This window comes from Streptomyces sp. NPDC048441 (genome assembly GCF_043200235.1).
GTDB lineage: Bacteria > Actinomycetota > Actinomycetes > Streptomycetales > Streptomycetaceae > Streptomyces.
Map to the genome: position 1 here is coordinate 47,802 of NZ_JBICXM010000019.1, position 15,577 is coordinate 63,378.

A 15,577-nucleotide genomic window follows, 5' to 3' on the forward strand; every position below is an offset into this window, starting at 1 on the left:
ACCTCACCCCGCGGCTGCCACCTCGCCTCCCCCTGTTCCCGGCAGAGTTCCGTCATCGATGCGGGTGGCGATCGCGTGCGCCGCCGAGGCGAGCGTGACATGGCGATGCCATCCGGTGAAGGAGCGGCCGGTGAAGTCGCGTATCCCCACCCTGTCGGTGATCCGGTCGAAGTCGGCGCCCACCCGGTCGAGCAGCCCCGCCAGCGACAGCAGCAAGGCCGGCCGCGCGTCGACGAGGTCGGTGAGCCAGATCTCGCCGGGCCAGCTGCCCGGATCGGCGCCGACTCCGAACAGCAGCAGCTCCCGCTCCTCGCGCCGCGAGCCCTGCCCCGGCAGCCGCACCCGCGCCCCGGCCATGAGCGAGAGCTGCTCCTGGCCGCTCACCGGGCTGCGCCAGGGCACGTGTCGCCACACCGTCGGGCTGCCGAGGATGCGCTGGGCCGGCGCCACGGCGCGGGGGTCGCCACCTGCAACGCCCGTATCCTGCAACAGCAGTTGGGGGTCGATACGGGCGAGCACCGGTGCCCCGGCGGCCCGCAGTCGGCGCACCACCGTGACCGTCGCCCACTCGCTCGCATCGAGCACCACCGGACGGCGGGGTCCACAACCGGCGTCGGCGATCTCGAGATACGTGCCGACGACGCAGTCCTCGAAGGACTGCGGGGCGAAGTGCGCCGGAATGGCCGCCTGCGTCCTGCGCTCCGCGTCGCCCAGCCACGTGTCGGAGAGAATCATCCGCCAGTTCACCGGAAGGGCCAGTGACGGGGAGGCGGCCCAGAGTCCTATCGCCTTCTGGGCGTTGACGGGCTGGCCCAGGCTGGGCAGATACTGGCGTTCCACTCCCACCGTGTTCTCACCGGCCTTGGGGATGACCATGGGCCTCAGCACCCAGGCCTGATGCGGCGGCGCCTGGCGGAGCAGGGCGCGGCGCACGGGCATCCAGTCCCAGGTGGAGTCGGATACGAAGTGTTGCAGGCCCTGCTCCAGAGCCGCCCCGCCGAGGTGCACCGCCATGTTCCGGATGGACTTGCGGCCGTCCGCGCCGAGCAGCCCCTTCACGTACGTCACCGCCTTGCTGCGCTGGTCCTTGCGCGGGAGCGAGGAGAACAGCTCGGCGCACAGGGCGGCCAGCTGCGGCAGCTGCGCGCCGCTCCATTTCGTCGCCACACTGCTCGTACCACTCCGACTCAATATTTCCGGCGTATAAGGGGAGACAGCGCTCATGGACACCCGATCTCGGTGGGGGAGACTGACGGGGAACGCCCTCACGATGCCGTCCCGATCGTTGCTGTGCCCAGGGCAATCTCCCACCCAAGCCCCCCTCGCCGATGGTGGTGGAGGCACCATCGACGCCCGCGCCAAATCAGGCGAGTGGCCGAAACCACCTGCCCCCGGTGTGCTCAGCCCACCAGGCCCCGCTCCCGACAGGGGCGCAGCACTCACCGCTCCTTAGAGGGTTGCGTCAGGTCGTAGAGCGTGGTGCCGTCGACCGTGACCTTCTCGAAGCCGGATGTGACCCACGCGGAGATCTGCGAGCTGATGCCGCCGCCGGGGTCGGCTCCCTGGCTGCCGCCCACGAAGTAGTGGATCTCCCCGTCGGCGACGTACTGCTTGAACTGCGCGAGCGTCGGGGACGGGTCGGTGCCGATGTAGCCGCCGATCGACATCACCGGGCGCTCGGTGGCGAGCTGGTAGCTGGCCGTGATCTGGGCGCCGATGCCGGCGGCGGCCCAGGTGTAGTCGTCGGCGTCGGCCAGGAGTTCGGCCTTGGCCATGTCGCTTACTGTGACGCCGTTGAGAAGGTCGCCTATGCCGCCGCCGTCTTCGCCTTGGGGTTGGGTTCGGGCTGGGGTTTGGGATGGGGATTGGGCTTGGCCGCCCTGCTGAGGGGCGCTCGCCATGCGGGGTGGCTGCTTCGCACCACCGGGACCGTTGGGGCCGCCGACCGGAATCGTGCCGCCCATGGCCTCCTGGCCACCCGCGCCGTCCGGCTCAGGCATACCGCCCGAGCCACCCATGTCTCCAGGACCGCCCCCGCCGCCCGACACCGAAGGTCCCGCCGCCACGAGCGACCCGACATGGCCATCGCCAAGGGTCGTCACGGTGTACGCCAACGGCCCGGCGAGCGAGGCCGCGAGCCCCAACCCAGCGGCGCCCAGGGTGAGTTGGTGCCCCAGCCGGTGCCGGAGCCGCCCCGCGAGCGGCAGCACGAGCGCGGCCACCAGACCCCCGGCCAGCACGGCCCAGCGCAGCCACGGCACATACCCGGCCGAGCGCCCGAGCAGGACGTACGACCAGATCGCGGTGACGGCGACCGTACCGCCGAGCACCGCCGAGGCGAGGAACCGGCCGCGCTCCTCCCAGAGGGCCGCGGCGCCCATGCCGACGAGCGCGGCGATGTACGGGGCCAGGGCCACCGTGTAGTACGCGTGGAACATCCCCTTCATGAAGCTGAAGACCACCGCGGTCATCAGGAGCGAGCCGCCCCAGGCGAGGAACGCGGCGCGCGCCGTGTCCGTCCGCCCGGCCCGCCGGGTCACCACGAGCCCGGTGACGAGCAGGACCAGCGCGGCGGGCAGGAGCCAGGTGACCTGGCCGCCGATGTTCCCGCCCACGAGCCGGCCGATGCCGGTCTCCCCCGAGCTCCAGCCTCCTCCGGCGTTGCCGGCCTCGTCCCCTTTGATCCGGCCGATCCCGTTGTAGCCGAAGGTCAGCTCCAGGAAGGAGTTGTTCTGCGAGCCTCCGATGTACGGGCGCGAGGACGCGGGCCAGAGCTCCACGAGCGCCACCCACCAGCCACCGGAGACCACCACCGCGAGCCCGGACAGGGCCAGTTGGCCGAGCCTGCGCCTGACGGACGTCGGCGCGCACACCCCGTACAGGAGGGCGAGCGGCGGCAGGATCAGGAACGCCTGCAATGACTTGGTGAGAAACGCGAACCCGACCGCGACGCCCGCCCAGACCAGCCACTTGGTACGGACATCTTCGAGAGCGCGCAGCACGCAGTACACGGTGACGGTCATGAGGAGCGCGAGCAGCGCGTCCGGGTTGTTGAAGCGGAACATCAGCGCCGCGACGGGCGCGGTGGCGAACACCGCGACCGCGATGAGCCCGGCCGCCGCCGTGAACCGCCGGCGGACCGCCGCGTACAGCACCCCCGCCGTGGCCACGGCCATCAGCACCTGCGGCAGCAGGATCTGCCAGGAACCCAGGCCGAAGAGGCGTACGGACAGGGCCATCGGCCAGAGCGCGGCCGGCGCCTTGTCCACGGTGATCGCGTTGGCGGCGTCGGACGAGCCGAACAAGAACGCCTTCCAGCTCTCGCTGCCCGCCTGCACAGCCCCTGAGTAGAAGGAGTTGGCGTAACCGGAAGCGCTCAGATTCCAGATGTACGCGAGCCCCACGGCGGCAAGGAGCCCGATCAGCACCGGCCGCACCCAACGGGCGTCCGAGGACCGAGGTAGGAGCGGAGGTGAAGACGCGGTGACGGTCATCGAGCTGCTCCGGATTCGTGGGGGCGCTGACTGTGGTCGTGGTTCTCGTACTCGAGCTCGTGCTCGTGCTCGTGCTCGCCTGTGGTGCGCCGGTCCGGGAACACCCAGATCCGGAACAGCAGGAAGCGCAGCACGGTGGCCGCGAGGTTGGCGGCGATCAGGACGGTGAGTTCGGTGCCGTGCGAGGGGTCACCGACGGCCGCGTCGAGCGCGGCGAGCGAACCGCTGGTCAGCACGAGCCCGATGGCGAACACCACGAGCCCCTGCGCCTGGTGCCGCACGGCCCGGTCCCTGCCGCGCACCCCGAAGGTCAGGCGCCGGTTGGCCGCTGTATTGGCGAGCGCGGAGACGAACAGCGCGGCGGCGTTGGCGAGCTGGGCCCCGAGCCCGAGCCGGGACAACGAGTACAGGAGCAGATAGAAGAGAGTGGAGAGCACCCCCACCACACAGAACCCGACCAGCTGTCTCGCCAGCCCCCTTGGTACTCCCTCGAGTTGACGGTCGCGCGGATCGTCCCCGAAGGGCCGCGCAAGCCGGTCAAGCGACAGCGCGCCGACCGCGAGCGCCCGCCCGACCCGCCACACGCCCTTGAGGTCATCGGCCGCGGTCCGCGCGATGTGCACGGTCGAGTCGGGATCGTCGACCCAGTCCACCGGCACCTCATGGATCCGCAGCCCGGCCCGCTCGGCGAGCACGAGCAGCTCGGTGTCGAAGAACCACCCGGTGTCCTCGACCATCGGAAGCAGCCGCTCCGCGACATCCCGCCGGATCGCCTTGAAGCCGCACTGCGCGTCGGAGAACCGGGCGGCCAGCGAGCCACGCAGAATCAGGTTGTACGTCCGCGAGATGAACTCCCGCTTCGTCCCCCGCACCACCCGCGAACCGCGCGAGAGCCGCGAGCCGATCGCCAGGTCCGAGTGCCCGGAGATGAGCGGCGCGACGAGCGGAAGCAGCGCGTTGAGATCCGTGGACAGATCCACGTCCATGTACGCGAGCACCGGAGCGTCCGAGCCCGCCCACACGGCACGCAGCGCCCGCCCGCGCCCCTTCTGGTCGAGCCGATGGACCCGTACCTCGGCCAGCTCGCCCGCGAGCCGGGCCGCGATCTCTGGCGTACGGTCACTGCTCGCGTTGTCGGCGACGGTGATCCGGAACCCGCCCTGCCCGTAGGGGAACGTACGGGCCAGATGCGCGTGCAGCCGCCGCACACAACTCTCCAGGTCCGCCTCCTCGTTGTAGACGGGAACCACGACGTCAAGGACCGGTACGCCGCCGCCCCACGCGGGCAGATGCTCCCGCACAGGCAACCGCTCCCGGCCGTGTCGCTCCACTACGGGCGTGTGCTTTGGTTCGCTGGACACACCAGTCCTCCCTGCTGTCGGAGCCTGCGAGCGGCTCAGAGTCAGGGGGACGGGTCGTAACTCGATCGAGGAAGGCTCAAAGCGCGCACGACGCTCGCTCCAGATGGCCGGCGCCGATCCTCAGTCCTGATCGACCGGCTCGTCGGCGTCCGCCGTGACGGCGGTGCCGACGGTGTAGTGGTCCTTGACCTTCACTTCGGTGACCGCACGGCCCTCGGCGAAGACGCAGCGCCAGTCGCCGATCACGTGCAGCTCGTCGGTGCCCATCGCGCGCACGACCGTCAGGCCTTCCTCGTACGCCTTGTACGCCTTCATCCAGAGGTTCGAGAACGCCTGGGAGCGGATCAGATGCATCCAGTCGGGGCGGTAGAGCTCCCGGTTGTAGTTCGACTCCCCCATCGTGGACACGAACTTGGAGTACATCGCCTTCACGTACTCCAGCGTCACCTCGTCGCCCTGCTCGAGCGCCGACTCGCGGGCGTCCTTGAGCTCGATACGGAACTTCTCCAGCAGGTTCTCGGTCGCGCCCGAGGTGTACGACTCGTGGATCTGCGGCGGATCGCACAGCCCGTATCGCGGAGACGAAAGACGCAGGAGCAGCCGCAGGGTCGGCTCGGTGATCCACAGAGGGCCCGGCTCGTCCCGGTTGCCGATCGGGTTCGGCAGCACCTCTTCGTGCTCCCACACCGCAGGGGTTACGAGGTGGACTCCGGCGCGGCGGCGGTCGTGATCGAAGCCTGTGGAGTGTTCCAGCTGGCCGAGCGGCAGATGGGTTTTGAGGGCGGAGAGGTAGGCGCCGTTGATGTCGAGCGCAGTCACCTCGTGCCGGCCGGGCGGCAGTTCGTGGCGGGTCCACTTGGGGCGGGCCTCCCAGATCCGGTCCGCGCCCTTGGAGGTCTGCTTCTTGAGGATGTCGGGGATCCAGGGGTGGGCGATCACGTCGTAGCGGGCGCCCTTGCGGGTCTCGTCGAGCAGCGCCATCGCGTCCGGGATCGCCTTCTTCAGCAGGACCGCGGTGGCCGCTTCCACGTCACCGTGGTGCGCGGCGAGCGCGCTGCGGACCGCCTCGTGGATCAAGTCGGCCGGTCCTGACGGCTCCTGGAAGGCGCGTCGGGCCGGGCGGCTCCTGGACTCCGGGGGTGCTGTAGGCGTCTCGGGTGTCGCAGGCGTCGCAGGTGTCGTAGGTGCCGCAGGCAGGCAGTCGGCCGGATCCAGGTGCTGGGCGAACCCTGCCACCCGCTGCTCGGCCGGGGACCCGCACAGCACACACGGCTGCGGAGCCGCGAGTTCCTCCACCTCGTCGTCGCCGCTCTCTTCCGGCTCCGCCGAGGTGGCCTCGATCTCGGCCTCGCTTTCGGCCTCGATCTCGGCCTCGGTGGCCGTGAGTTTGGCGGCCAACCCGTCCAGCAAGTACGCGTACTTGGTACGGATCTCGCCGCTCGGCTCCCGGCCCGACTCCCACCCGCTGACCGTGGACGGGCTCACGCCGAGGGCTCGGGCCACCTGCGCCTTCGGCAACCGGGCCTGTTCCCGCAGTTCCTGTCGCCTCGCCGGGGCCGGGAGCTCGGCTTCCGGGCCGACGGCGTCGAGCAGCGAGTCGATCGCGTCGAAGTCACTCACCGGGCCGCCCTCTCCTCGGTGTCGGGGCGGTGCTCGCGGTGGGCGATCAGTGCCTCACACGCCCGCGTCGGGCCTCCCAGCAGGTCCAGCACGTCTATGCCGTAGTGCTCGGCCAGTACGTCGACGTCGCGCAAGGTCCATGCGCTGGCGCCCGACTGACGGCGCGAGACCTGCGTCTGCGTCAGCCCGAGGGCACCCGCGACCCCTCGCTGCGACTGGCCCGTCGCCTGCATCAACGCGGCCACCGTCAGTCGCAGCGACACCTCCAGACTCAGTCCCATGGCAGGCATACTACCCAATGGTGATGCGCTATCCGCATCAAAGCGTCGCTCGGTGTTCAGGGACGCAGATTACGCCTCGCGAGTGGCGGGGCAGTCTCGCCTACTGGCTGTCACGCGGTGCGGCCTTCACTACCCCGGAAGGGTGCAGTCGGCGCCCGCAGCGCCGCACTGGGAGCACCCACGAGAACGTATGCGGATATGGGTTCCACGGTCCAGGAACTTCTGGACAGCCTTCATGCGGCGGCGACCGAAAGGGGTCGCCAGGTGTGGGCCGTGGCCTGCGCGCAGGCCCTGGGCCTGGGCGGGATGGCCATCTCCCTGGGGCAGGAGCTGGTCTGGTTCAGCGACAGGACCAGCGCACGCCTGGAGGACCTGCAGTTCGTCCTCGGGCAGGGCCCCGGCAGGCTCTTCCTGCTGCACACCGGAGAGCAGCCGCTGAACGCCGACGACCTCGCCCTCGCCCCGGCACTCGCCGACGCCGCCACCATCGGCCTGATCCAGGCCCGCACCATCCGCCAGCAGCACACCGTCAACGAACAGCTCCACAACGCTGCAGAGCCGCATCATCATCGAACAGGCGAAGGGCGTCCTCGCCGCCCGCAGCAACATCACCCTCAACCAGGCGTTCGAGGTCCTGCGCCGGCACGCCCGGCAGCACCGGATCCTGCTCAGCAAGGTCGCCTGGGACGTCATCGACACCGGGTTCACACCCGCCATCGCCCCGGCCCGGCCACAGACCGACACGTCAGACGCGGCAGACACCGAGCAGTGACATTACTGTCGTCGGCATGACTGACAATTCCCTGCGCTCCGTCACCGTCGAGCGGGTCGGCTCGGGCCGGTTCACCGCGACCAATTCCCGCGGGGGCTCGGTGAGTTTCGGGACCGGCTCCGGCGACGATCTCACCCCGGTCGAGCTCCTCCTCGCCGCGATCGGCGGCTGCACCGCGGCCGACGTGGACGTCGCCACGGGCCGCCACGCGGAACCCACCACGTTCTCCGTCGCCGTGGCCGGCCACAAGACCGACGACGAGCTCGGCAACCGGATGACGGACCTTCAGGTGACCTTCTCCGTCACGTTCCCGGACGGAGAATCCGGCGACCGCGCCCGGACGATCCTTCCCCGGGCGGTCAAGACCTCGCACGACCGGCTCTGCACGGTCAGCCGCACCATCGAGACAGGCACGCCGGTCGCCGTGACCGTCTCCGACACCCCCGACGAGGGCGCCTGACCAGCCGGACTCAGCGGCTGACGGCGGTCTCCCGCGCCACATGTGACAGCTTCTCGGGGTTGCGGACGTGGTACGCCCCGGTGACGTAGCCGCTCTCGAGCCGCACGGCCACGACGCCGTCGACCTCCCCGTCGACCAGGATGAGCAGCCCGGGGCCGCCATTGATCTGCACCGGCTCGACCGACCTCTTGGCGTCGCGCATCCACCAGCCGCCCGCAAGCAGCGGGGCCACCTTGTCCGAGCCCACGACGGGCCGCAGCAGAGCATGTCTGACTCCGCCCCCGTCGCTCAGGGCTACGACGTCCGGCGCGAGGATGTCGAGCAGGTCCTGCAACTCGCCGGTTTCGACCGCCCGCTGGAAGGCCTGGAGCGCGGCTCGGGTCTGGGCCGGGGAGACGTCGCCGCGCGGTCGGCGCGCGGCGACGTGTGCCCGTGCCCGGTAGGCGAGCTGGCGGGCCGCGGACGGGGTCCTGCCGACGGCTTCGGCGATGTCGTCGTAGTCGAGACCGAACACCTCGCGCAGTACGAACACCGCCCGCTCGGACGGCGAGAGCGTCTCCAGGACCAGCAGCATCGCCATCGAGATGCTGTCGGCCAGTTCGACGTCCTCGGCCACGTCCGGCGCGGTCAGCAGCGGCTCGGGCAGCCACGGTCCGACGTAGGACTCCTTGCGCCGGCCGAGCGCACGCATCCGGTCCAGTGCCTGGCGGGTGACGATCCGCACCAGATAGGCACGTTCACGGTCCTCCCGTACGGTGCCGCGATCGACCCCCACCCAGCGCAGCCAGGTCTCCTGGAGGACGTCCTCGGCGTCGGCGGCCGAACCGAGCATCTCGTAGGCGACGGTGAACAGCAGATTGCGGTGGGCGACAAACACCTCGGTCGCCGAGTCCACCGACTCCACCCGGTCGGCACGGTCGAGCGGCCCGGCAGTGCCCGTAGTGCGTTCGCTGTGCTCGCTCATGACCCGGCTCCCGCCTGTTCGTCCCCAGCCGCCCTCACACACTGGACGCCGGGCCCCGCCGTTCCGTAACACTCCCGACCGGTGACCTGGATCACGCGGCCGCGACTGTTACGGGCGCCGGGCCGCCGGCGTCTCGTGTTCGTCAGGACACCGCGCCAGAAGGGCAGGGAACAACATGAGCATCCGCAAGTTCGCAGTGGCGGGAGCGACCGGGCGTCTCGGACGCCACGTCGTGGACGTCCTCGCGGAACAGGGGCACCAGGTGGTGCCGATGTCCCGCGCCACCGGCGTGGACATCATCACCGGTGAGCGCCTGGCCGAGGCGCTCACCGGGGTCGACGTCATCATCGACGTCGCGTCATGGCACGCCTCCGACCAGGAGGCCGCCACCGAGTTCTTCCGCACCGCCACCCGCAACCTGCACGAGGCCGGCCGACATGCCGGAGTCGGCCGGATCGTCGCCGTGTCCATCATCGGCGCGGACAAGGCCACCGCCGGTTTCATCGCCGCCCAGCAGGTGCACGAGGAGGCCCACCTGTCAGGACCGCTGCCCGCCCGCCTGCTGCGGGCCGCGCAGTTCCACGAGTTCGTCGGTCAGCTCCTGGACTGGCAGCAGGGCGACGTCGCCTACGTCCCGGCCGTGCCCACCCAGCTCGTGGCCTGCCGCACCGTGGCCGAAACACTGGTCGCCCTGGCCATCGACCCCGACGCGCCCGCCGGGCCGGGTCCCGGAACACCGGTCCCCGAGATCGCCGGGCCCCGCAGGGAGACCATGGCCGAGGCCGCCAGGCTCCTCGGCGCGCGCCGGGGCATCAAGGTCGTCGAGGTCGAAGGCTCCGGCATACCCGATGCCGAGATCGCGGCGGCCGGCGCATTCCTGCCGGGACCGCACGCCAGGCTGGCAGGACCCACCTTCCAGGAATGGCTCAACACCCAGCACTGACGCGGCGGCGCCCGTACGTGAGGTCGGCGGCGTAAGTGTCAGGTCCGGGCGGTCTCGGACTCCGTCGGCTTCCCGGCGGGCGCGGCGGCCGTCGGCGCCCGCAGCGGGCCGCGGCGCATCAGCGAGCCGCAGATGACGGCGCCCGCCGCGAAGATGCCGGCGCACCACCAGAACGCCGTGATGAAGCCGTGGACCGTCGCGAGCTGGAACAGCTCCGGCGTGGGCCGGCCCTGCGCGTGGTCCTCGACGTAGTGGGTCGAGGAGCTGGTCGCCATCGTGTTGAGCAGTGCGAGGCCGATCGCGCCGCCGATCTGCTGTCCGGTCTGGATGCTCGCGGAGGCGATCCCCGCGTCCTGCGGGGCCACACCGGAGGTGCCGGTGCGCAGCGCCGAGGCGAAGATGAGGCCCATGCCCACACCGACGATCATGAGCGGTCCGAGCAGGGCGGACGCGTAACCCGATTCGACCTCGATCCCCGTCAGCCAGACCATGCCGGACGCGCCGAGCAGCAGGCCGACGGTGACCATCGGCTTGGGGCCGAACCGCGGCATCAGCTTGATGTTGCCCACGTTGGCCGACACCGCGGTGGCCGCCACCATCGGCAGCAGGGCGACACCCGACTTGATCGCCGAGTAACCCCACGTGTTCTGCATGTAGTAGATGACGAACAGGAAGATGCCGTACGTGGCCGCGCCGACGAGCAGCATGGTGAGGTACGCGCCGCCCCGGTTGCGGTCGAGGACGATGTGCGGCGGCAGCAGCGGGTGCGGGGCGCGGGTCTGCCAGCCGGCGAAGGCGATCAGCAGCACGGCGCCGACGATCAGGAAGCCCCACGTCGAGGGTGTGCCCCAGCTGTGCGTGGAGGCGTTGGAGAAGCCGTAGACCAGGCAGAACATGCCGCTCGACACCAGGATTATGCCCGGGACGTCCAAGCGGGCACGGACGCTGGGCAACTTGGGCTGTCCGGCCATCAAGGCCGCGGCCCCGATCACCGCGACGCCGACGAACACCAGGTTGACGTACATGCACCAACGCCAGGACAGGGAGGAGGTCAGCGAGCCACCGATGATGAGCCCGAGGCCACCGCCGCTGGCCGCGACCGCGCTGAAGGCGCCGAACGCCTTGCCGCGTTCCTTCGGATCGGTGAACGTCGTGACCAGCAGCGCCAGGGCGGCCGGCGCGAGGAGCGCGGCGAAAACCCCCTGGCAGGCGCGCGACGCCGCCAGCATCCCGAAGCTGTTCGAAGCGCCGCCGACGGCGGAGGCGCCCGCGAAGCCGACAAGACCGACGAGGAAGGTCTCCTTACGGCCGATCAGGTCGACAAGGCGACCGCAGAACAGCAACAGGCTGCCGAACGCGAGCAGGTAGGCGGTCACGATCCACTGCCTGTCGGCGTCCGTGAACCCCAGGTCCTCCTGCGCGGACGGCATCGCGAGGTTCATCACCGTCGCGTCGAGGACGACCATGAGCTGCGCGATGCAGATGACGGCGAGGATGAGCCAGCGCCGGGGATTCCTCCCCTCGGCTCCGGCCGCCTCGGGAGCGGAGGCTGCGCTCTGTGCTGCCACGGTCTTCTCCTTCACCATGTGGGACAGACGTGAGGTCTCCCCCGTACGACCGATCGGGCCGACGGAATGTGACACGGGGCCGGCCCGCGCCCGCAGCGCACTCAGGCGCGGGCCGCCGCCTCGATCGCGCGGGCGAGATCACGTACGCCGCCGTTGCCCGCGTTCCGGCAGGCGTCGTCGCAGCTTCCGCCGAGCACCACCAGTGGGGGTTTCACGCCGCCTGCCGCGATCCGCCGGGCGATCTCGTACGCGATGGCTCCAGCGCCGGAGAAGCCGCCGAGCACCAGGGGACCGCCCGCGTCGAGCAGGGAACGCAGCGCCTCGGCGTACTCCTCGGCGTTGTCCACCGTGGGCCTGATCGAGGCCAGCGCCTGCGGTCCGCCGTACAGCCCGGCGAGCCCCGTGTGGCACAGCCCGGGTGCGCCGGGCGGGGTGACGAGACAGACCGTGCCCGCGCCCGGCACCCTGGCCGCGCGGAGCGGCACGAGAGGGCTCGAAGCGGCGCCGAAGTGCCCTGGGCGGTCGTGCGTCCGGGGCACGTCCACACCGCTCAGGGTGGCGAGGACCTCCGCCACGGTGGTCCTCTCCCCCGCCGTGTGCGGGAGCTCGCGCAGCAGGCGGGCGCTCTGTGCGAGCATCGCCGCCGCCAGGTCGTCCTCGATGCGGGCCCGGTCGTGCACCGAGGTGAGCACCAGGCCGCCGTCGTCGGCGCGGTGGGCGACGACCCCGATGGGGAACGCGGTCCGCCCGGCCAGCGGACCGGGGTCCTCGACGTGGATGCCCTGCGCGGCGAGCGCGGGAGCAAGGCCGTCGACGTGGCGCAGTCCGTGCTCGAAGACCAGCAGGGTCTCGGCGAGTTCGGCGCCCGGCGCCCTGCCGAGCCACTCGTGGATCCGGCCGGCCGAGACCCACTCGTACGCCGCCATGTCCAGCGCGTGGTCGCGCAGCGACCGCAGCAGCCGTCGCACCGTGGACGCCGGGTCGACCTCGACGACCATCGGGAGCGCGTTGGCGAACGGGCCCGGGATGCGCTCGATGCCTTCGAGGGGGATGCCACGCCCGGACACGGTCACGCCGAAGCCGACCGGGGCGGGGCCGCGGGAGGTGCCGGACGCCCGGTACAGCAGCATCGCCCACACCGCTTGCAGGGCGCTGCTCTCGGTGGTGCCCCAGCGGGCCGCCCACTCGACGAGCCTGGTCGTCTCCTCGCAGGTCAGCCGGGCGCGGCTGCGGCCCGTGCCGTCCCTTCCCGTCGCCTCGCCGGGCCGTGCGCGCAGCAGCCGGGCGGGGGCGCGCCACCGGCCCGCCGACCAGAAGTGCCGGGCGGCCGACGGGTCCTGGCCGTTCAGCCAGCACGTGTAGTCCCTCAGGTCGGGGCGGCGTTCGCCGCCGGGGAGCGCGCCTCCCGCGAGGTAGGCGCGGTAGAACTCCTGGAGCAGGACGCGCACGCTCCAGTTGTCGAGCAGCGCCCGGTGGTAGGTGAGCACCACATCGGTGGGCGGGGTGCAGTCGATGTCCTGGGGCTCGCCCGCCAGGAGGGCGGCCCGCAGCAGTGCGGGGCGGCGCAGGTCGAAGCCGCGGTCGCGTTCGCGGTCCATGAGCCGGGTGAGCTCGGTGTGGTGGGCGTCGTCGGCTCCGGTGGGCACGGATCCGTACGGGTGGCGTACGACGTCGGGGGCCGCGCGGTCGAAGAGCACGGCCCGGGGGTGCGGGTCCCAGGCGAAGGCGGTGCGCAGCACCGTCTCGTGGTCGAAGACGGACTGCCAGGCAGTGGTGAACCGGCGGGTGTCCAGGGGGCCGTGCCAGCGCCAGGACAACTGCTCGATGTGGTGGGCCGGGTGAGCCACGGCGTCGGCGAGCAGTTCACGCTGGAGCGGGCTCACCGCGATGTCGCGTGACAGCGGCCGAGCCGGAGGCGTGCCGGTGAGCAGGTCGGCGAGGAACCCTGCCGGGTACGGGGCCGAATCGCCGTCCCCCCGGGGGATGCTGAGGGTGTGGTGGGCGGCGTCGACAGCTCGCAGCACGGGCCGCTCGGGCCGCTCGGGCTGTGACCCCGGGCATCCGGTGGCGATGCGGTCGAGTGCGGCCTCCAGGACGGTGGTTTCGAGCGGCCCGAAGAGTTCCAGTGCGGGGCTCTCCAGGTCGAGGACCACCGTCAGGGATGTGGCCGGGGGGCGGTCGGTGGTCATCGGCTCTCCCCCTCCTCCGCGAGCATGGGATGTTCCACGCTACTGGCGTCAGGAGGGGGGTACCGGTTTCCTCTAGCCGCCCTGGACGGCTTCGCGAACAGCTCTCCGTCCAGGTCAGCCCTGGTCGAGGCCGATCGAGGCCGCCGGCGGAGGAGTTCGCGCGAAGGAGGCCACCGGGTCGGGCTCCCGGCACAGCACCTGTGAAGCCCCCGCGTACACACCGGAGTTGAGGTGGATGTCGCGGTAGGCCGGGAAGTGGTTGAGGGTGACCGAATCGGGGCCGAGCCGGTGCACGAGGGCGGCCTTGCGGGCCTGGGCGACGAGGCTGCGGTGGGTGAGCCGCACGCCCTCGGGCCGCCCTGCCCTCCCCGCACGGAACCGCACGCAGGTCACCGCGTCGAGGTCGCCGCCGACCACCACGGGGTCGTCCGCCGTGCCCGCCAGGGCGAACGGCAGCGTGATCGTCCCAGCGGGAGCGGCGCCGGCGTCGATGACGACGACGGTGTGGAGCCGCGGCAGCCGGCCGCGCAGTGCGGTGAGCAGCGCGGCGGTGGCGGCGGGAACGAACGCGATCTCGATCCCGGCGGCCGTGCAGATCTGGTGCAGGGGTCCTTCCCCGAGCCCCGGGCTGATCAGTGCGAAGGTGTGCCCGCTGCGGCTCGCACCGTAATAGGCGGCGGCGAAGGCCGGGTCGAGGGCGCTGGCGACCCCCACAACGGCCCCTGCGCCGCCCGCCGTTCGCCGGATGTAGTGGGCGACGCGGTCGGTCTGCCGGTCCAGTTCCGCGAAGGTGCAGATGCCGGACTCGGTGGTGATGGCGGCACCGTCGGGATCTCGGACAGCTGCCCAGCGCGGCAGGCCGTCGAGCGGGATCTCCGGGTACGCGGGCCTCTGCACCGGGTGGCCTCCTGTCTCCGTGCTGTTCGGACCGTGAGGGCGTCACGGTGTGCGGCAGCGCTGGAGGAGTCTTCGAGGACCGCTCGATGTATCGGCATCACCAGTGGCCGCTCATAGTGCTCGTACCGCGGACTGTGTGTGTTTCTTGGCCAGGGCGAGGACGCGGGTGCTGGCACGGCCGAGGGTCCGGCGCACCTGGCGGCGGGCGTGGGGTGCGCGCAGCAGGACGTCCTGCTGGGCGCTGACGGTGGTGCCTGTCGCGTCGGGCAGGACGGACCATTCTCCTGTGTGGGCGCTCAGGAGCCCTGATGCCGTCAGCTGTTTGTAGATGATGCGTCCGGCGTGCGGGAAGCAGATGCGTACCGATCGGGTGGTGTGCACGCGGCCGTCGGTGTCCATCGTGTCCATGGACACGAGCTGTACGCCCGGCTCGTCCTCGGTCACATCGGCCCGGATCACGCCGGGTACCCGGCCCGGCCAGTCCTGGACGCGGTAGAGGAAGTCGTACGCCGGCTCGGCCGGGCCGTCGATCCGTACCGAATCCTCGAAGGACAGTGCCAGCTCGTCGAGTCTGGGCCAGAGTTCGGCGGCGTCGCGCAGACTGTCCAGCGATGCGCCGGAGTCCGCGCCCACGGTGGTGAAGCTGTGGCGCAGTGTCAGCTTCGAGCGTCCCGCGGTGAGCGGTTCGACGTTCCAGACGCCGCTCAGGGCGTGGGTGGGTGCCGAGGAGGGTTCCTGCCGGAACTCGATCTGGTGCAGCTCGGGTGCGAACGTACGCCGTGAGGTCCAGGACTCCACCCGTCCGTCGGCGGTGGTGGTCCACATCCTCGTACGTTCGTGTCTGCCGTCGAATTCCAGTTGCTCGACATGGACGCTGATCCTGAGGTGGACGGGCCAGCGCGTGGAGTCGGCGAGCAGTGCGTAGACCACGCCCGCGGGAGCCTCGATGGTCACTTCGTGTGCCGTACTGTGCACGCTCTCGACGCTCATCGGTCTCGGCACCCTTCTCTGCGTACGGCTCTGGTGCG

Annotated in this window: 13 protein-coding genes; 3 read left to right on the forward strand and 10 right to left on the reverse strand. The window is 71.1% G+C overall.

Annotation, left to right across the window (positions count from 1 at the left end):
* Positions 1–3: 3 nt before the first annotated feature.
* The 5 genes from ACGFSB_RS34085 to ACGFSB_RS34105 all read right to left on the reverse strand — a co-directional run bounded on the left by ACGFSB_RS34085 (position 4) and on the right by ACGFSB_RS34105 (position 6,756).
* Positions 4–1,167, reverse strand: a complete 1,164-nt coding sequence (locus tag ACGFSB_RS34085) for an IS701 family transposase (RefSeq protein ID WP_393407477.1) — start codon at positions 1,165–1,167, stop codon at positions 4–6.
* A 272-nt stretch (positions 1,168–1,439) separates the two neighbouring features.
* On the reverse strand, positions 1,440–3,494 hold the full coding sequence (locus ACGFSB_RS34090; RefSeq protein WP_393407480.1) for an ArnT family glycosyltransferase: 2,055 nt from the start codon (positions 3,492–3,494) through the stop codon (positions 1,440–1,442).
* Positions 3,491–4,855, reverse strand: a complete 1,365-nt coding sequence (locus ACGFSB_RS34095; protein ID WP_393407482.1) for a glycosyltransferase — start codon at positions 4,853–4,855, stop codon at positions 3,491–3,493. The genes ACGFSB_RS34090 and ACGFSB_RS34095 overlap by 4 nt, the downstream gene beginning before the upstream one ends.
* A 120-nt stretch (positions 4,856–4,975) precedes the next feature.
* Positions 4,976–6,475 (reverse strand): helix-turn-helix domain-containing protein, encoded by a 1,500-nt coding sequence (locus tag ACGFSB_RS34100; RefSeq protein WP_393407487.1) that lies wholly within the window; start codon positions 6,473–6,475, stop codon positions 4,976–4,978.
* Positions 6,472–6,756: a helix-turn-helix domain-containing protein gene (locus ACGFSB_RS34105; protein WP_393407489.1), complete on the reverse strand. Its 285-nt coding sequence runs from the start codon at positions 6,754–6,756 to the stop codon at positions 6,472–6,474. Before ACGFSB_RS34105 ends, ACGFSB_RS34100 begins: the two co-directional genes overlap by 4 nt.
* 568 nt (positions 6,757–7,324) lie before the next feature.
* Here ACGFSB_RS34105 and ACGFSB_RS34110 point away from each other — a divergent pair.
* Positions 7,325–7,528 carry an ANTAR domain-containing protein gene (locus tag ACGFSB_RS34110; RefSeq protein WP_393407726.1) on the forward strand — a complete coding sequence of 68 codons (204 nt, stop codon included), beginning with the start codon at positions 7,325–7,327 and terminating at the stop codon, positions 7,526–7,528.
* Positions 7,529–7,544: 16 nt separating this feature from the next.
* Positions 7,545–7,988, forward strand: coding sequence for an OsmC family protein (locus tag ACGFSB_RS34115; RefSeq protein ID WP_393407491.1), 444 nt, complete (start codon positions 7,545–7,547; stop codon positions 7,986–7,988).
* A 10-nt stretch (positions 7,989–7,998) separates the two neighbouring features.
* Here the strand turns inward: ACGFSB_RS34115 and ACGFSB_RS34120 are convergent, their stop codons facing one another.
* On the reverse strand, positions 7,999–8,952 hold the full coding sequence (locus ACGFSB_RS34120) for an RNA polymerase sigma-70 factor (protein ID WP_393407493.1): 954 nt from the start codon (positions 8,950–8,952) through the stop codon (positions 7,999–8,001).
* A 175-nt stretch (positions 8,953–9,127) separates the two neighbouring features.
* On the opposite strand from ACGFSB_RS34120, the gene ACGFSB_RS34125 reads away from it, so the two are divergent.
* Entirely contained in the window at positions 9,128–9,895 is a 768-nt protein-coding gene (locus ACGFSB_RS34125; RefSeq protein WP_393407495.1) for an SDR family oxidoreductase, read from the forward strand.
* A 38-nt stretch (positions 9,896–9,933) separates the two neighbouring features.
* On the opposite strand, the gene ACGFSB_RS34130 is transcribed toward ACGFSB_RS34125, so the two are convergent.
* From ACGFSB_RS34130 to ACGFSB_RS34145, 4 genes are all read right to left on the reverse strand, one after another.
* Positions 9,934–11,481, reverse strand: a complete 1,548-nt coding sequence (locus ACGFSB_RS34130; RefSeq protein WP_393407497.1) for an MFS transporter — start codon at positions 11,479–11,481, stop codon at positions 9,934–9,936.
* Positions 11,482–11,564: 83 nt separating this feature from the next.
* A complete protein-coding gene (locus tag ACGFSB_RS34135) occupies positions 11,565–13,652 on the reverse strand; it encodes a condensation domain-containing protein (protein WP_393407500.1) in 2,088 nt (695 codons plus the stop codon).
* 114 nt (positions 13,653–13,766) lie between these two features.
* Positions 13,767–14,549 carry an AMP-binding protein gene (locus tag ACGFSB_RS34140; protein WP_393407502.1) on the reverse strand — a complete coding sequence of 261 codons (783 nt, stop codon included), beginning with the start codon at positions 14,547–14,549 and terminating at the stop codon, positions 13,767–13,769.
* Between the two features lie 111 nt (positions 14,550–14,660).
* Positions 14,661–15,539 carry an aromatase/cyclase gene (locus ACGFSB_RS34145; protein WP_393407505.1) on the reverse strand — a complete coding sequence of 293 codons (879 nt, stop codon included), beginning with the start codon at positions 15,537–15,539 and terminating at the stop codon, positions 14,661–14,663.
* Between the last annotated feature and the right edge of the window lie 38 nt (positions 15,540–15,577).